Source organism: Paraburkholderia oxyphila NBRC 105797, assembly GCF_000685075.1.
Taxonomy (GTDB): Bacteria; Pseudomonadota; Gammaproteobacteria; order Burkholderiales; family Burkholderiaceae; genus Paraburkholderia; species Paraburkholderia oxyphila.
Genome location: NZ_BAYD01000071.1, coordinates 1 through 19,174 on the forward strand (window position 1 = coordinate 1; position 19,174 = coordinate 19,174).

A 19,174-nucleotide genomic window follows, 5' to 3' on the forward strand; every position below is an offset into this window, starting at 1 on the left:
GGTGGCGGCGGGCGAGAGAATTTCGCTGTTCGTGCAAAAGGCTGGCTTCAAGGCTTTTGCGGCGAAGGGTCCCGTCGAGGTGCAGGCGCAGGGCGGCCCGATATCGCTTGATGCGGACCAGGACCTGACGATAGCGAGCGTCAACGGCGTGGCGCGCATCGTTGCGAAGACCGCACTTACGCTCGAATCCGGCGGCGCGTTTATACAGATGAGGGACGGCAGCATTACGCTGGGCGGCCCCAATGACCTGTTCCTGAAAGTCATCACGATCCAGAAGCAGGGCAAGGCGCCCCTGAACCAGCCTCTGGACCTGAGCCATCCGGCGCTCTCGGGCCTGCCGACCGTGCCACTCACGTTCAGCACGGGGGGCTCGCCTGCTTCGCGGGCCGCCATTCCCGCTGGCATGCCGTACAGGCTGTTTGTAGGCAGCACCCTCGTCAAACAGGGGGTATTCGATCAAACCGGGCTGCTTCAGGTCGATCATCACCCCACGACGCAGAAGTACACGCTGAAGCTCGCCAACGGCGCGAGCTATACGATTCCTGTCGCGGAGCAGTACCGTGGCAAGGAGGGCAACGGTGAGCTTGCCAACGGCGGCTTTCACCACTACGAAGGCCAGCCTGGCACGGATGCCGGCAAGGTGAATCGCGCGGAGCATCGTGCGGACTACGACAAGATGCTTGATTCCGGCAAGGATTCCTGAGTATGGAACAGCAGAAACCCATTGTTGTACCCATTGCACTGTCCCACACCCGGAGTGCGACGATCACGCTACCGTGGTTCGTGCAGCGCTCGGAATATCGTCCGAGGCGAGCAAACTACAAGCCACTTGTAAATGGGCTGGAGGCGTTCGGCGCGCTCTACGATGCCATCGATGCAGCTACCACGACCATCGATTACGTCTGTTGGGGTTTCCAGCCGTCGATGTATTTCCGGCGCGACGGTGGCAAGTCGCTTCGCATTGGCGATCTGCTTATCAAAAAGGCGAAACAGGGCGTCAAGGTCCGCATCCTGTGCTGGCTCGACACACTGCATATTGCCCAGTTTGGTGAGCCGTCGATGCCGCTGTACGACGCGACGCGGCCCTTGTCACAAAACGAAGACAAGGATCAGCGAGCGTATGACCAGAGCTGGTACTTTCGTGCGCGCATGCCAGCAAGCAGTCCTGCGGAACTGGCCCGAAGGGCCTCGGCTCGCCAGATTGGCGCACAGTTTGTCGTGAGCGGCTGGAGCAGCCCGCGTCAGTCCCTTGTTGCAGAGCCGCTGAGAGATATCGGTATCGAGCTCGTCACGCGCGATTTTTCCTGGCAGGATCGTAACGAAATCCGGGATCGAGAAAACCTGATGCGTCGGCTCGGTGCCGGACCAAGCTGGTCCGCAGCGAACATTGGCTACACGACCGAGCCATCTCACCACCAGAAAATGGTGTTGATCGACTACGAAAAGCCCGAAGTCGCAGTCGGCTTCGTGATGGGGCACAACACGCTCGATGCCTATTGGGACGACGACGGACACAGCTACGTCAAGAAATCGCCCAACGCAGGACGCAACGGCGCGACGCCACGGCAGGATATGTCGGCTATCGTGGCGGGGCCAATCCTTGAAAGCCTGAACGATAATTTTTGTAGAGCATGGAGGCGGGATGCAAAGGAGGATCTGCTCGCGAAGCGCGACGCGCTGAAGGACAAACTGCAACCGCGTGACGAGATCGGCATCCGTGTCATGGCGCAGATCAACCGCACGCAGTCACAGGAAGGTGTGCGCAATATTGAGCCGATGTATCTCCAGGCGGTCAACAACGCGACGAAGTTCATCTATATCGAGAACCAGTATTTTCGCTGGTCCGCGCTTGCGGAAAAGATCAAGAGCGCCGCGCAGGCGCAGATTTCGTGGGGGCGCGATCCTGCAAAGCCGATCTATCTGTTTGTCGTGACGAATTCCGACGATGATGCACTGGACAAGGGGCAAGGGACGACCTACGACATGCTCAACAACCTGGGGCGGGCAGACACCATGCCCAACGTTGCCCGCCTGGAGCAGACGGATTCGCTACAGGAGCAGTTGAATGCAGCCGAGCACGTCAAGGCCATCGCGCCGACGACGGCGCAACGACAGGCGGCAGCGCAAAAGGTTGACAGCCTGAGCCAGCAGATCGGCGAGGCCAATAACCATGCCGTTATTCCCCAGCCGGTTCCCGGTCTGAAAGTCCTCGTCTGCACCTTGGTGGCAAAGGACTCGCCACCTGGGCAATGGATGCCGGTGTACGTGCACAGCAAGATCATGGTGGTGGACGACGTGTTCCTTACGCACGGCTCGGCCAACGTGAACCGGCGCAGCATGGCAGTGGACAGCGAACTGAACATCTGCCATGAGCGGATGGACGTGACGCAGCCGTTGCGCAGGCAACTTTGGGATATCCACACGGGCGGACAGGGGGCGCAGGATGATCCGAAGGAAGCATTCAAGCAATGGGGAAGAATCCTTGACAGGAATACGAAGCGACAGGGTGAAAAAACGGAGTCGCCGTGTGCGTCGCTCATTGCTTTCAAGAGCATGACGACAAAACGGTTGCGCGTGGACTGACGCATGAGAACCCTGATCTATATGCTGGTGCTGGCGGGGTTGATCTGCGCCTGCTCGAACAAGGAGAATGCTGTGCCCTCCCAGACTGACATGAATGCTGCACGCACCAGGCTCGCCTTTACCTGCACTCACGAAGCGGATCATCTGCCGCCACTCGATCCGCAGGCTGATACGCTCTTCAAATACGGGCTGTTCATCGAGAAGAAACCCGGTCCAAAGGACTTCGACGCCGCTGCCCGTTATTACCGGATCGCCGCCGCACATGGTCACTACAAGGCCAACAACAATCTGCAACTGCTGGTCTCTACGGGGCAGGCGAAGTCTCCTGATGCCCCCAGAGAAACCGTCGACCTTGCCGAGCAACTGACCGCTGCCGGAATTCCAGGTGGCTACTACGACATGGGCCACTACCTTGAACTTGGCTATGGTGTGGTCATGGACGAGAAAAAGGCGCTGGTTTTTATACGCAAGGCTGCGGACCTCGGTAGTCCGGAGGCCCAGGCCTATGTTGCGGAATTGCTTGCGCCAGCAGATCGCGCACCGGATATTGCGAGGCAGATGCGCCTATGTGCAGGCGATCAAGGCTATGGTCCAGCCGCTCGTTTGCTTGGAGTAGAGGCACAAGATGACGGTAAGTTTGACGTTGCTGTAGTCGCCTTTCAGGCAGGCGTTAAAGCTGGAGATACGCTTTCTGCCTCATCTTTGGAGGCCGGCTTTAGGGGGCCATCCACATCGAACGAACTGGATTACCTTGATCTTTCGAACGACCCCGAACGCTCACGTCGCTACAAACTGATCGGCAAGTTTCTGGACGACCATGACGGCCTCAACCCCAAGGTTCCCGAGATTGACCAAATCGTACCGCTACCGCCCGCAAAGCTGCCGGAATGGGACGGCACATTCCAGTGGCAGAAGGAGCAGGACGCCGCCACGCCGCCGCAGAAGCCTGCCGAATCGCTTGTCGCGAAACTGGCCCGTGAGAAGAACCTCGACGCGGCGACAGGGTTGCCGCTCAAGCCAGCAAAGAGCGCGCAGGCCGAACGCGTACCGCTCGGCACGCTTGTGCGCACGGGCGCGATATGTCCGCAGGACGGCATCTGGAGTGACCGGTATTGGGCGGACCGGCATCCGGGCGCGACCCGTCATTTCACGAAGGGAGAGACAATGCCCAAGATCGCCCTGACCACTCCCCGTCTCATTCCGGTACTCGATGCGCTGTTCGGCATGCGCATTCACTGGACCAATGCGGACTGGAGTCTTGTGGCCTATGACGAGCAGGCGTAGCGGCGTGCTTCGCGCAAATCACAGGGTGTGATTCATGGAAACAACCAACCTCGCCTGCGGCCTCTGGAAGCTGATCGGGAACGGTATCAAAGCGTTCGTTCGCGGGCACGACTGCAAGCCCGCCGCGCTCGTCGTGCATCCCTCGCACCTGGAAGATCTGTCACTTGCGCGCAATCAATCGGCCCGTTGCCAAGCGGTCCCAGGCAACGAGATGCTGCTACCTTGCGCCGTCGTTCCCGCTCGACAAGCCGCCCATTCGCGGTGTCCAGGAAGTGCCATGACCCGATTCATCCGCCCGTCCGCTCGCCCCGCAGCTCCCGGCATGCCTCCGCGCTCGCGGCCAGACGCGCGCATGCCGCAAACCTCAAGATCCGGGCAGCCGATGCTCGTTGGCGTTCCCGCCCGCATCGTCTGCGCGGAGGGCCTGGCCGCCCAGGCCGTGACGCGTCACGGCGCCTGCGCGATCGATCTCGCGCGCACCGGCCCGCTGCCGGCCGGCGCCTGGGTGCTGGCGTTCCGCGGCGCGGCGCGCACGGTCATCGACGCCGAACGCGCCCGTGACATCGACACGGCGCTCGATGCGCTCGAAACCATCGCCAGCGGCGAGCTTGACGGCGCGCATGCGTCGCCGGGTCTCGCGCACTATCTGACGCTCGTGAATGGGCGCGGCTGCGCGCGCCTCATCCAAAACCGCTAAGCGCCGCGCGCCGGGTCAGTTGCCCTGCGGCTGCGCAGCCGATGGCGCAGGCGACGGCGTAGGCGGCGTGTATTGCGCACCGTTGCTGTTGCCCGCGTCGTTATCCGAATCGGAGTCGTCGGGCGTGGGCGTCGGTGCGAGCGACGGCTCCTGCGGCGGATACGGCGCCTGCTCCTGATGCGGCGGCTGCGCCGCCGACGCGCCCGAGGCACCCGAAGCGCCGATCACCGGCGGCTCGCCGAACATGCGCTGGATCTCAGGCGGCACGGGCGCCCCCGAAGCCGCGCCCGCTGGCGCGACGCCGCTCGTCGGCGGCACCTCAGTGGGTTCGGACGCCGGCGCCACAACAGGCGCGCTGGGCCGCGGCGCCGGAGCGCGGGCCGGCGCGCGCGGCGCCTCGGCGGGCGGCTTCGCGGCGAACAGGCCGTCGATCCACGTCTTGAGCCGGTCGCGGAAGGTTTCGAACGCGCCCGGCGTGACCTCGGTCGCGAAGCGTGCACGCGGATCGACGATGCGCGCGCGCAACGCCCGCTGGAAGAAGTCGCCGACGATCGGCAGCGCGCTGCGCGCGCCCTCGCTCTGAAGCGTGACGCGGCCGTCGTCGAAGCCCACCCACGCGCCAGCCACCAGTTGCGGGTCCATGAGGATGAACCAGCCGTCCGCGTTGTCCTGGGTCGTGCCGGTCTTGCCGGCCACGTCGGCGCGAATGCCGAAGCGCGTGCGGATGCTCGCGCCCGTGCCGCGATTCACGACGTCGCGCATCGTGTCGAGCAGCGTGCGGTCCGCCGATGCGGAAAGCGCGCGCTCGGGCGAGGCGCTCGCGAATTGCGCGAGCACATTGCCCTTGCTGTCCTCGATGCTCGTGACCATGCGCGGCTCCAGGTACTCGCCGTCGTTCGCAATGGTGCTGTACGCCGACACCATCTCCTTCAGCGTGACCGGGCTCGTGCCGAGCGCGAGCGACGGCACCGGGTTCAACTGGCTGTCGCGCACGCCCATCGCGCGCGCGAGACGCGCGACTTTGTCGGGGCCCACCGCCTGCATCACCTGCGCCGTGATGCGGTTGCGCGACAACGCGAGCGCGTCGCGCAGCGTCATCGGCTTGTTGCTGGGCGGCACGTCGTCGTTAGGACGCCAGATCTCGCCGCCTTCGAGCGGCATTTCTACGGGCCGGTCGATCAGCGTATCGGTGGGTTTCGCGCCGTCCGCGAACGCGGCGCCATAGACGAAGGCCTTGAACGTCGAACCCGGCTGACGACGCGCCTGCTGCACGTGATCGAACGGCTCGTCGGCGAAATCGCGGCTGCCTACCCATGCCTTGATCTGCCCGTTGCGCGGATCGATCGCAAGGAAGCCGGCCTGCACCGTGGTCTTGTCCTTGCACAGCGCGCGCATGAACGTGCGGTCGGCGGCGAGCTTCTTGAGCGCGTCCTCGTCGCTCGCACCCGCGTCGCGCGCGCTCTTGTAGTCGGGCGTCTCGCGCATGAAGGTCTTGAACAGATCGTTGCCGGCGTAGCAGCCGTTACGTCCGCTCCATGCACTATTCGCGCTGCCCTGCAGCTGATTGGCGTGCTGCTTGAGCGCGGCGGTGGCCATCGCCTGCAGACGCGAATCGATCGTTGTGTGCACAACGAGTCCGTCGGAATAGATGTTGTAGTCGTTGCGGTCCGCCCACGCGATCAGCCATTTGCGCAGCTGCTGCGCGAAATGCGGCGCGGGACCAGGCGGCTCGGTCTGGCGCTCGAAGTCCAGACGCAGCGGCTTCTTCGAGAGCGTCGCGTATTGCGCGTCCGTGAGCTTGCCGTACTTCACCATCTGCGCGAGCACGGTGTTGCGCCGCGCGAGCGCGCGCTCGGGATTGATCACCGGGTTGTAGTAGGCGTTGCCCTTGAGCATGCCGGTGAGCGTCGCGCTTTGCAGCACCGTGAGCTGATCCGCGGACACGCCGAAGTAGGTGCGCGCCGCCATCTCGATGCCGAACGCGTTGTAGAGGAACGGCACCGTATTCAGATAGGTTTCGAGGATCTGCGGCTTGCTATAGACGGCCTCGATCTTGAACGCGGTGATCGCCTCCTTGATCTTGCGCGTGAGCGTGGGCGCGCGGCCGATCTCGTCGGGATAGAGGTTGCGCGCGAGCTGCTGCGTGATGGTCGAGCCGCCCTGGCGGTCGCCCGAGAACGTGTGCAGCGCCGCGCCGGCCGTGCGCTTGAAGTCGATGCCGTGATGCTCGTAGAAGCGGTGGTCCTCGGTCGAGATCAGCGCATCGACCATGTGCGGCGAGATCTGCGAAAGCGGCACCCACTCGCGGTTCGAGGGCTTGAATTCGGCTAGCAGCTTGCCGTCGGCGGAAAGAATCTGCGCGGGCTGATCCACCCGCGCCTTGCGGATGTCGCCGATGCTCGGCGTGAACGGAATCAGCACCAGCACATAGAGCACGAGCGCCGCGGGCAGCACGCCGATGGCGATTAGCACGCCGCGCCAGGTGGGATGGCGCAGATGATGAAGGCCCTTGCCGAGCCACGGCCGCACGAACGCGCAGACGCGCGACATGAGGGGCTTCAGGCGGGAGGACCACTTCGCGGCTTGGGCGCGGATGAACGACACGGAACGCTTCACGCGGGGCTTCAGGATCGGCTGACAAAGCGTGCATCGTACCAAAACTGCCGGGCACGCCTTCTATCGCACCGGCGGCAATGCAAGCCGCACCCGCGCCGCGATTTATGACACGGCGATGAAATATTTATTCCGGATCGAGGAAGAATCCTCTCCAGTCACAGCCGATTTTCCGGCGGCTGTCGATCCTTACACTCCTGACGCTGCTTGCCGGCCTTCGCCCGCAGCAAGCCCATTCCAAACGCTACGAAAAAACAGCCTCAGGAGCTTTACACGTGAAAAAGAACGCCCCCACGCTCGCCTCGACTGCCGCGCTCGGCGCTGCGGTTGGCCTTATTGGCGCCCTCGCCTCCACCACCGCGCATGCGCAAAGCTCGGTGACGCTCTACGGCCTGATCGACGCCGGCATCATGTACACGAACAACGTCGCGAACGGCAAGTCGGGCAGCGCGCTCTGGCAGGCGACGAGCGGCAACGTCAACGGCAGCCGCTTCGGCGTGCGCGGCAGCGAGGACCTGGGCGGCGGATTGCATGCCGTGTTCGTGCTCGAAAACGGCTTCAACGTGCAGAACGGCAAGCTCGGCCAGGACGGCCGCATGTTCGGCCGCCAGGCTTACGTGGGACTCGCGAGCGATCAGTTCGGCACGCTCACGCTGGGCCGCCAGTACGACGATCTGGTGGACTTCGTCTCCCCGCTCTCGGCCACGGCGGGCACCTTCGGCGACACGGGCTTCGCGCATCCGTTCGACAACGACAACCTCAACCACTCGCTGCGCATCAACAACGCGGTCAAGTACACGAGCAACAGCTATAGCGGCTTGAAGTTCGGCGCCCTGTACGCGTTCTCGAATCAGCCCGATTTCGCGGCCAACCGCGTCTATAGCTTCGGCGCGAGCTACAACAACGGCCCGCTCGCGGTGGCCGCCGGCTATCTGCAAATGAACGGCACGCAAGGCGCGAATGCGAGCAGCCCGGGCGCCGTGGACCTCGCCGAGTCGACGGCCAACGGCAAGGGCGGCTTCTCGCTTGGCGCGGACCGCCTGCGCTCGTTCGGCGGCGGCCTGAACTACAGCTTCGGCCCGGCCACGGCCGGCTTCGTGTTCACGCGCAGCGAGTACGCGGGCACGAACGCGTTCGGCTCGCAGGGCGGCGACATGAGCTTCAACAATTACGAAGTGAACGGCAAGTACCAGCTGAACCCGGCCTGGAGCCTCGGCCTCGCTTATACCTACACCGACGGCCACGTCGACCGCACGAGCTGGGGCGCCGATCCGAAGTGGCAGCAGGTGGACGCGCAGGTGGTGTATCGCCTCTCGAAGCGCACCGACCTCTACGCCGAAGCGATGTACCAGCACGCCACGGGCCACAACTACGTGGCGTTCATCAACACGGCGGGCGGCGCTTCGTCGACGGCGAATCAGGTGGTGGGCACGGTGGGCCTGCGCGCGCGCTTCTAAGGCGCGACGCTAGGCCAGCACCAGCGACAGCGCGATCGAGATCCACACCGCGCACGCGCCCGCCAGAAAGGCGCGGCGCGCGAGCAGGAAGCGCGACTCGTCGCCGGCCTTCTGGGGCGAGGTGGCGAGCCAGGGCACGCTGCCGAGACAGGCGAAGCCCGCCAGCGCCAGCACGACGATCACGCGGTCGCCGAGGCGCCACGGCACGGGCTCATGCAGGCCCCAGTAGCCGAGAAAGATCATGCCGATGGAAAACATCGTCGACGCCGCCGAGCTGAGCGCGACGACCGATCCGGTCGGAGATTGCATGGACTGTCTCCCCTCGCGCGAGACGCGCCGTGTGGGCCGTTACGGGTGATTGCGGGTTCTTTGCGGGTGACTTGCGGGCCATTATCGCGGCGCACAGCGGCGGCGGCAACGCGGCCGCCAGGCCCGCCAGGCATCACGCACTCAGGCCGTGGGCCGCACCATCTCGAACATCTCGCCGATCTGCGCGTAGTCGGCGCGATAGCCCGCGCGCATGATGGGCTGCGCGGCATGGGTGTCGAAGAGCCCGTCTTTCAGATACTGCTGCTGGATGTGCACGCCCACGACCTGGCCGAGCGCGAGCCAGTTGTCCATGGGCGAGCCGTCGAGCGCGGTCAGACGCACGATCTGCAGCAGCTTGCATTCGAGCGCGGCCGGCGCCTCGGCCACGTGCGGCACCGCCACGTTGCGGCCCGGCGCGGGCGTGAGTCCGGCGAGCGCGAACTCGTCGATCTCGGCGGCAACGGGCGCGGAGCTGCGGTTCATCTGCTCGGCCAGCGGGTACGACGCGAGATTCCAGACGAACTCGCCGGTCGCCTCGATATTGGCGATGCTGTCCTTGCGGCCTTCGCTGCAAAAGCCGATCACGGCGGGGAACGTGGCGAAGGCACCGAAGAAGCTGTATGGCGCGAGATTCGGCACGCCGTCCGGCGAGCGGGTCGAGATCCAGCCGATCAGGCGCGGGGCGACGATCGCCTTGAACGGGTCGTGCGGCAGGCCGTGGCCGGTGGCGGGGTCGTAGAAGTAAGTGTCGGACATGGTGAGCGGTGGGGGTTCTTGCGGCTCACACTATGACACGGGGCGGGGACGCGCGCTGACGGTGGAAGGGTGGGTATTTATCCACAGTTTTTGTTCACAGGCCTGTGGGCAACACCGGGAAATCGAAGCCAGGTGGTTGATCCGAAAGGACTAACTGCCAGACACCGCTTCGCAGGCGCGCGCAGAGGCTCGCGACTTTTCCACAGATTTTGTTCACAGCCCTGTGGACAAGCTCTGGGCGGTTCACCCAAGTACCTGTCGACAAAGGGAAACTATGTCGTGCGCGTTAACCGCCGCCATTGGGCGCGTCGCGCCGCTTTGGGCATGGCGCAGCGGGCGCCATTAAATCTGCATAACGAAATATTTATCCTGCACGCCCTCACCGGATGGCCAGCTACACGTTCAGCTCCAGACGCAACAAAGCCGGCTCTCTAACAAGAACCGGCTTCATTTGATGTAACGACTGTGGGAGCGATCGATCAGAGCGGCGCGAATGGCTGCGCTCTTACGCTCCCGATGCGGCGAGATTAGTCGCGCGGCATGCCGAAGGGCGTGTAGTGCGAGCGACGGATGCGATCTGCTTCGCGGTGACGCGCTGCATACGAGTATTCGGCATCCATCGGCAGGTTCGGCGACGCGAAGAGGTCGTTCACCTTTTGGAGGACTGCAAGGATAAAGCTCATGGTGACTCCCGGTTAGACAAGCTTTTAAGGGTTTTCCCTAGGAACAAAAGCATTATAGGGTTTTCCCTAGTCGAACGCTAGTGCAGTGCAGCAAGAAATCTGCGGCAGCGCGTCGCAGCTTGATGGCAGGTCACCCATGTGTTGCATCAGCACAACACATAGGTGGCCATAAATTTAGGGGTCAAAACGAAGGAAGGGTGTAGGTCAGCTTTTTGGCGCAGCCTGACGGGAGGGGCTGGCGTGCTGCGGATGCGTCTTGGACGAGGTGCTGCTCGCAGCGCGCGATGCGGCTTTTTCCGGCGTTTTCGGCGCCTTGCTCACTCGCGCGGCACGGCGCGGCGGCGTTGCAGCCGACTGTGCAGCGCCCGCGCCCGTCCCAGCCGCAGCCGGCGGCGGCACCGGCGCAGCCGCCAACGCCGCAGTGGCCGGCGCGGCGAGACGCGCCGCAACGCTGTCGAGCGCGGCCTGCTGGTTCTGCATCAGCACGTCGAAGCGCTGCTGCTGCGCTGCCGTATCGGCGGAGAGGCTCGCAAGCAGGAGCGTCTGCGCGATCGCCACGCCCGCCGTCACCACGAGTGCGGCAACGGCCGCCGTCAACAGCCACTTCGTCCTGCGTGTCTGTGCGGCCATCGCCGCGACGATCTCGGTGGGCAAGCCGGCCACGGCGCGCTCGGCGCCCAGGCTTGCCGCGCGCTCGGGCACTAAGCCGTGGACCGCCGCGTCGACGTCCGCGGGATGCACCACCGAGATCAAGCGCGCGGGGTGGCCCGTGGTACTCGTGGCCGCGTAGGAAAAGCCGCTCGCCGGCAATGGCACGGCCACCGGTTCGTTGGCTGCGCCGTGAGAGCCAGGCACGGGTTCGGGAGCAGGTCGCGCAGGCTCTTGCGCGGCTACCGCTTCAGGCTGCGGCGGCGCGCTGGCCGTAGCGGCCGCAGTGGCCGCAGTAGCCGCGGTGGTCGAAGTGGCCGCACTAGCCGCCAGTTGCTGCATTTGCGCCACCGCACCTTGCACGTCACGTGATTCTGGTACCCCGGCTGCCGGAACCACCGTCCCTGATGCCTGCGTACTTGCGGACTCGTCGTTCGGTCGGTCCGGCTCCAGCGCCTCGCGCTCAAAAGTGGCAGCAAGTTGCGGCGCTTCGCTATGCGCGCTAGCCGCCGCTGGTTCGTCCGGGCCGCCGCCGGAATTCGCGGCATCCTCCACCGGCACGACTGCCGCTTTCGTGCGCGCCGCGCGCCGCGCGGGCGCCGCACGACCTTCCTTGGTGCTCGCGGCCTGCACCGTGCCTTCGGCTTCGGGCTCTAGCGCCGGCTCACGGCCTTCGCCAAAAAGATCGAGCGTGAGCGCACCGCCAGGCTCCACCGATTCGGTGTCCGCTGACAGGCTGGCTTCAGTTTCGGTGGAAGGCGTCGCTGCTCGACGCCGGGACGGCGCGCTGCGCCCAGCGCGTCCGGTATTGGAGGGTTCGTTTTCTGCGTGTTCGGCCATGGATCGACGATGAGACTCGCTTCAGGTGAACTCGCGTCGCGCGTCGGTCACGCCTGGCCGCAGCGTGACAGCCGCGTTTCGCTCCTCGGACACGCGTCCTCAAGAACCCGCGCGCCGCTGGTCAGGCATCTTAGCGGCAAACGTCAGACCTGTGAGCCCCTCGAATGTGAAGCATGCGTGACGGATCAACCTTGCGCGTCGTCCTCGCGAAACTCCTTGACGACAGACAGGCGCCGCAGCGCCGTGCAGATCGCCTCGTACTCCATCGACGAGACGCGGCTCAGCACGATCATCACCTCGTCGAGTTCGGGCGAGTCGTCGCTCTGCTGGACCACGAACTGCTTCACGCGCGGGCTGGACGTGCCCAGCGCGTCGTGCAGCGAATGGAAGCTGAGCGCGCCGCGCTCGACCAGCAGCGTGATGCGCCGGCGCTGCCGGAACGTGATGAAGCGACGCTCGAGCGGCTTGATGCCCGCGAGGATGATGAGAATGATGACGGTGGCCGCGATCGCCGCCGTGTAGAGACCGCCCCCCACCGCAAGGCCGACGGCGGCCACCGACCACAGGCTCGCGGCCGTCGTCAGGCCGCGCACGATCTCGCCGCGCAGCAGGATCGAGCCGGCGCCGAGAAAGCCGATGCCGGAGACCACCTGGGCGGCCATCCGCGAGGGATCGAGCACGACGTGCTCGCCGCCGAGCACATCGGCAAAGCCGAACGCGGAGACGATCATGATGAGCGCCGAGCCCACGCAGACCAGCATGTGGGTGCGCAACCCCGCGGCCCACGACAGACGTTCGCGCTCGAAGCCAATCACGCTGCCGAGTGCGGCGGCCAGCACCAGCCGCGAAATGAGTTCGAAGTTACCGAGCATGGTTATCGCTCTCCTTGTTGTTGTGGATGCGCGCCGCTTGCGCGGGCCATCCCGTTGTTGGAATCGCCACGGCCCAACGCCCCGGTGCCCCGGTGCCATCATGGCCGGTCCCGGTGCGGCGCGCCGCCGCGTGTCAAGCATCGTACGCCCCATAATCGAGACAGACTGGCCCCGGCGTACAATCGCGGACACCCAGTTTTCCTCGTGCCCGCGCCTTGCGCGCCCACGTCTTTCATGAACGCTCTCACCAGCGCAGCGAGCCTGCGCGATTATTTCGACCGCACGATCCTGCCGTTGTGGCGCGGCCCCGGCTTCAATGTGGCGCTACGCCTGCCGCACGAAGCGCTCGACGCGTCGGGCACGGCGCCGCTGCCCGACGTGCGCTATCGCGCGATGGCCTGCGCCCGCCAGCTCTTCGTGTTCTCGCAGGCCGGCGAGCATGAGGCCGCGCATGCGCACACGCTCTTCGAATCGCTGCGCCATACCTTTGCCGACCGCGCGCACGGCGGATGGTTCTACAGCGTCGATGCGCAGGGCGCGCCGCTCGACACCACGAAGGACCTCTATACGCATGCGTTCGTGGTGTTCGCGTGCGCGGCATACGGCCAGCGCTTCGGCGTGGCCGAGGCGCTCGAAACGGCGCGCGAGACATCCGCGCTGACCGTCGAGCGCTTCAGAGCGCACGACGGCTTGCTGAACGCGGCGCTCGACGCGTCCTTTGCGAGCGTCACGAGCGGGCCGCTGCAGAATCCGCTGATGCATCTGACCGAGGCGTGGCTCGTGGCCCGCGACGCCACCGGCGACGCCGCATTCGACACGGCGATCACGCGGCTCATCGAAGCGCTCGCGCGCAACTTCCTGCACGCGGGCACGGGCTGCATCGCCGAATTGCCGCTCGGCACGGCGGGCAACCGCCTCGAGCCCGGACATCAGTTCGAGTGGTTCTGGCTCGCGGCACAGGCGGGAGCACACCGGCTGGGTGATTCGGGGCTTCAGGAGGCGCTCGCGCGCGCGTTCGCATTCGCTGTGAAGCACGGCGTGGACCCGGTCACCGGCGCGGTGGCGGCGTCCCTCGATGAACAGGGCCGCGTGATCGACGCCACGCAGCGCATCTGGGCGCAGACGGAGTATCTGCGCGCCATCGCGACGCACGGCGATGCCGTTGTGCGCGCAACGCTGGAGGCGCAGATCGGGAAATTTGCGCAGCGCTTTCTCACGCCGCAAGGCTGGGTGGAATGCAGAAGCGCGAGCGGAGAGGTCGCCCGCGCGGACATGCCGTCAACTACGCCGTATCACCTGCTGACGGCGTACCGCGCGCTGCCCTAGCGCGCCGCGGCTTGCGCGAGCCCGCGGCCTTCGGCCAGCACCGCAGGCGAAATCTCGAACGCCGCCACCGCATCGGCCAGTTGCCGGGTCTGCTTGTGCAGCGAAGCCGCCGCCGCCGCGGCCTCCTCGACCAGCGCCGCGTTTTGCTGCGTCATCTGATCCATCTGCGAAACGGCGGTATTGACCTGGTCGATGCCCGCGCTCTGCTCGAGCGACGAGGCGCTGATGCCCGCCATCATCTGCGTGACGCGCGAGATCGACGTCGACACGTCGCGCATGGCCGAGCCCGCGCGCTCGACGAGCTCCGAGCCGCCGCGGATCTGCGCCACCGACTCGCTGATCAGGGTCTTGATCTCCTTGGCCGATTGCGCGCTGCGCTGCGCGAGCCCGCGCACCTCGCCCGCCACCACGGCGAAGCCGCGCCCCTGCTCGCCCGCGCGCGCCGCTTCCACGGCCGCGTTGAGCGCGAGAATGTTGGTCTGGAACGCAATCCCGTCGATCACGCCGATGATTTCCGCGATCTTGTCCGAGCTTTGCGCGATGCCGTGCATGCGCTCGACCACCTCGCCCACCACGGCGCCGCCGCGCGCGGTGGCGTCGAGCGCCGCCTCGGCGAGGGCATTGGCCTCGCGCGCGTTTTCGGCCGTGTTGCGCACCGTGCCCGTCAGCTCTTCCATGCTGGCTGCCGTCTCTTCGAGCGAGGCCGCCTGCGACTCCGTGCGCGCCGAGAGATCGGCGTTGCCGGTCGCGATCTCGTCCGCGCCCACGTGGATCGAGCCGGCCGCCTCGCGCACCGTGTGAACCGTGCGCGCAAGGCTCGCCTGCATCATCGCGAGATCGCGAAACAGCAGGCCGATCTCGTTGTCGCCGCGCGCGGCCACGGTTTCGTTCAGGCGTCCGCGCGCGATGCGGTCGAAGTGGCGGCCCGCTTCCTCGAGCGGCGCCACCACGCCGCGGCGCAGCGCGAAGTGCACACCCGTGGCGAGCGCGATCAGCACGATCAGGATCGCGATGCCCACGGTCTGGAACAGCGCGAGACGCGCATCGATCGACGCGAGCGATGCGTGGCTGGCCGCCGCGCTAAAGCGCGCGAAGTCGCGCAGCTCGGCGAGGTAGGCGTCCTGGTACGACTGGGTCGGCTGGTCGAGGAAGGCCTGGATGTTGTTGGCGTTGAGGTCGTCGATCAGTTCGGCGAGCGCCTTGCGGTAGACCTGATAGCGCTGGCCAAGCGCGGCCACGCGTGCGCGGTCTTCTTCATTGACCGGCTCGACCGCCGTGAGCTCCGCGTACGACTGGTCGGCGGCACTCAATTGCTCCTGCGCGTGGCTGATGATGTCGGTCGGCGCCGCGCCGCCGCCGCGAATCAGGCGGGTGCCCGCGCGCGAGAGATTGATGCGCGCGTCCATCAAATGCTGGGTGGTTTCGTTGGCGGCGCTCGCCTGGCGCAGCGCCACTCGGGACAGATCCTTCACGTCGTCGTGCGTGCGGGTGAGCGCCCAGAAGCCGAGCCCTTCGGTCACGAGTTGGAGCACGCAGAATGCGGCTAAAACGCACAAAAGGCCGGATGCGACCTTGATCTTGCTGAACATCTTGAACACCTGGGATGGCAGTGAGTAGGTTCGGCGCGCGCGGGGTAACGCACACGCCCGCACGGGTTTACGGCCTCGCAAACGTTGGATTGAGGTCAATTGCGCGAAATTTCTGCATCAAATGCGCAATAGCGTGTTGCAGAAACGATTCCCGCGCGATTTCCGCTATTTTTCGCAACAATCTGGGGATGGTGCCCTTGCGATTCACCTTGCGCCGCCGCATGGCGCTTCCTACAGTGGTTAGGAAACTACGTGGGCGTGGCCCCTGAGGAATCCGAACATGACCGACTTGCTGGATCGCGCGCGCGGCGCGCTTCACGCCCAACCGTTCAGCATGCTGCTCGGGGCCGAACTCATGCACGCCGGGCCCGACGAGCTGACGCTGCGCCTGCCCGTGCGCGAAGAACTGAAGCAGCAGCACGGTTTCGTGCACGGCGGGGTCATCAGCTATCTCGCCGACAACGCGCTCACGTTCGCGGGCGCGCTGGCGCTCGGTCCGCGCGTGGTGACGGGCGAGTACAAGATCAATTACCTGCGGCCCGCCATTTCCGGCACGCTGGTGGCGCGGGCGCGGGTGGTCTTTGCGGGGCGGCAGCAGGCCACCTGCCAGTGCAGCGTGTTCGTGATGGAGAACGGCGACGAGCACCTGGTGGCGCTCGCGCAGGGCACGGTCAGCCGGATGGGCGAAGCGGGAGGCACGAACGGCGGGCACGGAGAAACCACCCCACCCGCGTGACCGTTGCACGGCGAGGGAAGCCAAAAAGCAGAACGGCCGCGGGTGTTCCGCGGCCGTTTATTCATCATGCTGCTGTAAAGTCAGAACGGGCGCCCTCTCATTCGGCCGCGCGCGTCTTCTGCGTCTGCACGCCCAGCCCTTCAATGCCAAGGCGCACAGTCTGGCCCGGTTTCAGGTACACCGGCTCGGGCTTCACGCCCATGCCCACGCCCGGCGGCGTGCCGGTGGAAATCACATCGCCCGGCTGCAGGCTCATGCACTGCGAGAGATACGACACCAGTTTCGCAACCGTAAAGATCATCGTGCGCGTGCTGCCGTTCTGGTAGCGGTGGCCGTCCACTTCGAGCCACATCGAGAGATTCTGCGGATCGGACACCTCATCGCGCGTGACGAGCCACGGGCCGGTCGGGCCGAAGGTGTCGAAGCCCTTGCCCTTGTCCCACTGGCCGCCGCGCTCGATCTGCCACTCGCGCTCCGACACGTCGTTGACGATGCAGTAGCCCGCCACGTAGTTCAGTGCATCGGCCTCGCTCACGTTCTTCGCATGCTTGCCGATCACCACGCCCAGCTCGACTTCCCAGTCGGTCTTCTTCGAGCCGCGCGGGATCTCGATGTCGTCGTCCGCGCCGATGATCGCGCTCGTCCACTTGTTGAACACCACCGGCTCGCTCGGCACCGGCATGCCCGATTCGGCGGCGTGATCGGCGTAGTTCAGGCCGATGCACACCATCTTGCCGATATGACCCACGCAGGGCCCGAGGCGCGGATTGCCCTCCACGAGCGGCAGCGTTTCGGGGTCGATCGTGCGCAGTTGCGCGAGGCCCGCGTCGGAGAGCACGTCGCCGGCGATGTCGGCAACGGCGCCCGACAGCGCGCGAATGCGGCCTTCGGTATCCAGAAGACCCGGCTTTTCATGCCCCTTGGGGCCATAGCGAAGCAATTTCATCGTCTCTGTTCCTTGATTTGGTGCACTAGTTAGACCACCCGCCATCGATTACATGCGTCTGGCCAGTCGTGAACGCCGACTCGTCCGACGCGAGATAGAGCGCGAGCGCCGCGATCTCCTCGGGTTTGCCCACGCGGCCCATCGGCTGGCGCGCGACAAAGGCCGCGCGCGCCGCATCGACGCTCGTGCCCTGCGCCGCCGCCTGGGCGGCGATGCGCTCCTCGAGCGAGGGCGAGGCCACGGTGCCGGGGCAGATCGCGTTGCAACGGATGCCGCGCGTCACGAAGTCGGCGGCCACGGCCTTGGTCAACCCTATCACCGCCGCCTTGGACGCGCCGTAGACGAAGCGGTTGGGCACGCCCTTCACGCTCGACGCCGCCGACGACATATTGATGATCGAGCCGCCGCCCGCCTCCAGCATCGCGGGCAGGAAAGCGCGGATGGTCCGGTACATCGCTTTTACGTTGAGGTCGAATGCGAAGTCCCAGTCCGCTTCGCTTGCTTCGAGAATCGAGCCCGCGTGCACGAAGCCCGCGCAGTTGAACAGCACGTCGACGGTGCCCAGTTCCCGTGCGAGCGCCGCGATGGCCGCGCCGTCGCGCACGTCGAGCTTGCGCGCCTCGACCGGCAAGGCTGCCAGCGCGTCGATGCGGATATCGGTCGCGATCACGCGTGCGCCCTCGCGCGCAAACAGCTCGGCCGCGGCGTAGCCGATGCCCTGGCCCGCTGCGGTGATCAGGGCCGTCTTGCCGGCCAGTCTTTGTGCCATCTGCCACTCCCGTCGATGCGGACGCGCTTGCCGCGTTCAGTTCAGTGATGAGGCTTGGGTTAATGATCGATGCGATGCCGCTGGGATGCCACGCTTGTGAAGCAAGCGGCCATTATGGCCAGCCGCGCCAGCGCCGTGGCGGTTTAACGGACGTTTTCTAACCGGCTGGATCGGTCCGCAGCCCGTAGAACGCGGCCGCGTTGCCACCGAACACGGCGGCACGCTCGCGCTCGCCCAGACGCGCGAGCAGGCGCTCAGCGCTCGCATGCCAGCGTTCGTAGTCGCCGTTGAGATTGAGCACGGGCCAGTCGCTGCCCCACATGAGCCGGTGCGCGCCGAAGCTCGCGAGCAGATGCTCGACCCACGGCCTGAGCGTGGCGTCGCTCCAGCCCGGCGCGGCCTCGGTGGCGAGACCCGACACCTTGCAGTACACCTGCGGAAAGCGCGCGAGGCGCGTGATCGCCTGCGACCACGCGGCGTAGCCAGGCGAGCCTGCGCCGCCCTCGCCGGCGTCCTTGATCGGCGGCTTCGCGCCGTGATCGATCACCACGCGCAGCGCGCGATGGCGCGCGAGGAACGTTTCGAGCGCGCTCGCGTGGCGCGTGATGATGAGCGCATCGAACGCGAGGTCGTGGGCGATCAGGGCCTCGATGGCGCGTGACGTATCCGCCTTCGCGATCCAGTCGTCGTCGGGCAGGTCTTGCAGCATCGGGCGCACGGCGCGCAGCTTGGGCTCGCGCGCCAGCTCGTCGATCAGCTCGGGCGCCAGCGGATCGTCGAGCGGCACCCAGCCCACTACGCCCGCGATCGAATCGTCGTGGCGCGCGAGATCGAGCAGATACCAGGTTTCGTCGACGGTGGGCGCCGCCTGCACGACCACGGTGCGCGCGACGCCGCAGCGTGAGCGCAGCGGCGCAAGATCGGCGGGACCGAAGGACCGGTAGAGCGGCGCGCTCAGCTCGGGCGTGAGCCAGCCATAATCGCCGCGCGCGGGGTCCCAGTAGTGCTGGTGCGCGTCGATCTGCAGGTGCGCGATGTGCTTTGTCATGGCGTCCGGCGTCGAGGG

Annotated in this window: 17 protein-coding genes; 7 read left to right on the plus strand and 10 right to left on the minus strand. The window is 65.9% G+C overall.

Going from position 1 to position 19,174, the window contains the following annotated elements; translation table 11 throughout:
- The 4 genes from BO1_RS33120 to BO1_RS60380 form a co-directional block, all read left to right on the plus strand.
- Positions 1-703 (plus strand): DUF2345 domain-containing protein (locus BO1_RS33120; RefSeq protein ID WP_028221231.1); only part of this gene is annotated, 703 nt, incomplete at its 5' end.
- A 2-nt stretch (positions 704-705) separates the two neighbouring features.
- Complete coding sequence (locus tag BO1_RS33125) at positions 706-2,583, plus strand: phospholipase D-like domain-containing protein (protein ID WP_028221232.1); 1,878 nt, start codon at positions 706-708, stop codon at positions 2,581-2,583.
- Positions 2,584-2,586: 3 nt separating this feature from the next.
- A complete protein-coding gene (locus BO1_RS33130; RefSeq protein ID WP_245643967.1) occupies positions 2,587-3,867 on the plus strand; it encodes an SEL1-like repeat protein in 1,281 nt (426 codons plus the stop codon).
- Positions 3,868-4,144: 277 nt separating this feature from the next.
- Entirely contained in the window at positions 4,145-4,564 is a 420-nt protein-coding gene (locus BO1_RS60380; protein WP_167338415.1) for a HypC/HybG/HupF family hydrogenase formation chaperone, read from the plus strand.
- A 15-nt stretch (positions 4,565-4,579) separates the two neighbouring features.
- Here BO1_RS60380 and BO1_RS53775 read toward each other — a convergent pair whose 3' ends face one another.
- Positions 4,580-7,114 carry a penicillin-binding protein 1A gene (locus tag BO1_RS53775; protein ID WP_084688378.1) on the minus strand — a complete coding sequence of 845 codons (2,535 nt, stop codon included), beginning with the start codon at positions 7,112-7,114 and terminating at the stop codon, positions 4,580-4,582.
- A gap of 398 nt (positions 7,115-7,512) precedes the next feature.
- Between BO1_RS53775 and BO1_RS33145 the strand changes: the two genes are divergently transcribed.
- Entirely contained in the window at positions 7,513-8,634 is a 1,122-nt protein-coding gene (locus BO1_RS33145; protein ID WP_028221234.1) for a porin, read from the plus strand.
- 9 nt (positions 8,635-8,643) lie between these two features.
- On the opposite strand, the gene BO1_RS33150 is transcribed toward BO1_RS33145, so the two are convergent.
- The 5 genes from BO1_RS33150 to BO1_RS33170 form a co-directional block, all read right to left on the minus strand.
- On the minus strand, positions 8,644-8,943 hold the full coding sequence (locus BO1_RS33150) for a hypothetical protein (protein WP_028221235.1): 300 nt from the start codon (positions 8,941-8,943) through the stop codon (positions 8,644-8,646).
- Positions 8,944-9,084: 141 nt separating this feature from the next.
- Positions 9,085-9,699, minus strand: a complete 615-nt coding sequence (locus tag BO1_RS33155) for a flavin reductase family protein (protein WP_028221236.1) — start codon at positions 9,697-9,699, stop codon at positions 9,085-9,087.
- A gap of 527 nt (positions 9,700-10,226) precedes the next feature.
- Positions 10,227-10,382 (minus strand): hypothetical protein, encoded by a 156-nt coding sequence (locus BO1_RS60385; protein ID WP_167338416.1) that lies wholly within the window; start codon positions 10,380-10,382, stop codon positions 10,227-10,229.
- Between the two features lie 204 nt (positions 10,383-10,586).
- Positions 10,587-11,744, minus strand: a complete 1,158-nt coding sequence (locus tag BO1_RS60390) for a hypothetical protein (RefSeq protein WP_028221237.1) — start codon at positions 11,742-11,744, stop codon at positions 10,587-10,589.
- A gap of 311 nt (positions 11,745-12,055) precedes the next feature.
- The gene (locus BO1_RS33170; protein WP_028221238.1) at positions 12,056-12,742 is read right to left on the minus strand and encodes an MgtC/SapB family protein; all 687 of its coding nucleotides are present in this window, start codon (positions 12,740-12,742) and stop codon (positions 12,056-12,058) included.
- Between the two features lie 234 nt (positions 12,743-12,976).
- Between BO1_RS33170 and BO1_RS33175 the strand changes: the two genes are divergently transcribed.
- A complete protein-coding gene (locus BO1_RS33175) occupies positions 12,977-14,068 on the plus strand; it encodes an AGE family epimerase/isomerase (RefSeq protein WP_028221239.1) in 1,092 nt (363 codons plus the stop codon).
- Here the strand turns inward: BO1_RS33175 and BO1_RS33180 are convergent.
- A complete protein-coding gene (locus tag BO1_RS33180) occupies positions 14,065-15,657 on the minus strand; it encodes a methyl-accepting chemotaxis protein (protein ID WP_028221240.1) in 1,593 nt (530 codons plus the stop codon). The genes BO1_RS33175 and BO1_RS33180 overlap by 4 nt on opposite strands.
- A 280-nt stretch (positions 15,658-15,937) precedes the next feature.
- Here BO1_RS33180 and BO1_RS53780 point away from each other — a divergent pair, with 280 nt between their 5' ends.
- Entirely contained in the window at positions 15,938-16,393 is a 456-nt protein-coding gene (locus BO1_RS53780; protein ID WP_043287601.1) for a PaaI family thioesterase, read from the plus strand.
- A gap of 97 nt (positions 16,394-16,490) precedes the next feature.
- On the opposite strand, the gene BO1_RS33190 is transcribed toward BO1_RS53780, so the two are convergent.
- The 3 genes from BO1_RS33190 to BO1_RS33200 form a co-directional block, all read right to left on the minus strand.
- Positions 16,491-17,339, minus strand: a complete 849-nt coding sequence (locus BO1_RS33190; protein ID WP_028221241.1) for an ureidoglycolate lyase — start codon at positions 17,337-17,339, stop codon at positions 16,491-16,493.
- Between the two features lie 25 nt (positions 17,340-17,364).
- Positions 17,365-18,108 carry an SDR family oxidoreductase gene (locus BO1_RS33195; RefSeq protein ID WP_028221242.1) on the minus strand — a complete coding sequence of 248 codons (744 nt, stop codon included), beginning with the start codon at positions 18,106-18,108 and terminating at the stop codon, positions 17,365-17,367.
- A 157-nt stretch (positions 18,109-18,265) separates the two neighbouring features.
- The gene (locus tag BO1_RS33200) at positions 18,266-19,135 is read right to left on the minus strand and encodes an amidohydrolase family protein (protein WP_028221243.1); all 870 of its coding nucleotides are present in this window, start codon (positions 19,133-19,135) and stop codon (positions 18,266-18,268) included.
- Positions 19,136-19,174: the final 39 nt, after the last annotated feature.

What these genes read in the sequence shown, in the direction of transcription:
- BO1_RS33175 (WP_028221239.1), top strand. Translation starts at nt 12,977, where the DNA reads ATGAACGCTCTCACCAGCGCAGCGAGCCTGCGCGATTATTTCGACCGC.
- BO1_RS33125 (WP_028221232.1), top strand. Translation starts at nt 706, where the DNA reads ATGGAACAGCAGAAACCCATTGTTGTACCCATTGCACTGTCCCACACC.
- BO1_RS60380 (WP_167338415.1), top strand. Translation starts at nt 4,145, where the DNA reads ATGACCCGATTCATCCGCCCGTCCGCTCGCCCCGCAGCTCCCGGCATG.
- BO1_RS33130 (WP_245643967.1), top strand. Translation starts at nt 2,587, where the DNA reads ATGAGAACCCTGATCTATATGCTGGTGCTGGCGGGGTTGATCTGCGCC.
- BO1_RS33190 (WP_028221241.1), bottom strand. Translation starts at nt 17,339, where the DNA reads ATGAAATTGCTTCGCTATGGCCCCAAGGGGCATGAAAAGCCGGGTCTT.
- BO1_RS53780 (WP_043287601.1), top strand. Translation starts at nt 15,938, where the DNA reads ATGACCGACTTGCTGGATCGCGCGCGCGGCGCGCTTCACGCCCAACCG.
- BO1_RS33150 (WP_028221235.1), bottom strand. Translation starts at nt 8,943, where the DNA reads ATGCAATCTCCGACCGGATCGGTCGTCGCGCTCAGCTCGGCGGCGTCG.
- BO1_RS33170 (WP_028221238.1), bottom strand. Translation starts at nt 12,742, where the DNA reads ATGCTCGGTAACTTCGAACTCATTTCGCGGCTGGTGCTGGCCGCCGCA.
- BO1_RS33180 (WP_028221240.1), bottom strand. Translation starts at nt 15,657, where the DNA reads ATGTTCAGCAAGATCAAGGTCGCATCCGGCCTTTTGTGCGTTTTAGCC.
- BO1_RS60385 (WP_167338416.1), bottom strand. Translation starts at nt 10,382, where the DNA reads ATGAGCTTTATCCTTGCAGTCCTCCAAAAGGTGAACGACCTCTTCGCG.
- BO1_RS33195 (WP_028221242.1), bottom strand. Translation starts at nt 18,108, where the DNA reads ATGGCACAAAGACTGGCCGGCAAGACGGCCCTGATCACCGCAGCGGGC.
- BO1_RS33155 (WP_028221236.1), bottom strand. Translation starts at nt 9,699, where the DNA reads ATGTCCGACACTTACTTCTACGACCCCGCCACCGGCCACGGCCTGCCG.
- BO1_RS53775 (WP_084688378.1), bottom strand. Translation starts at nt 7,114, where the DNA reads ATGTCGCGCGTCTGCGCGTTCGTGCGGCCGTGGCTCGGCAAGGGCCTT.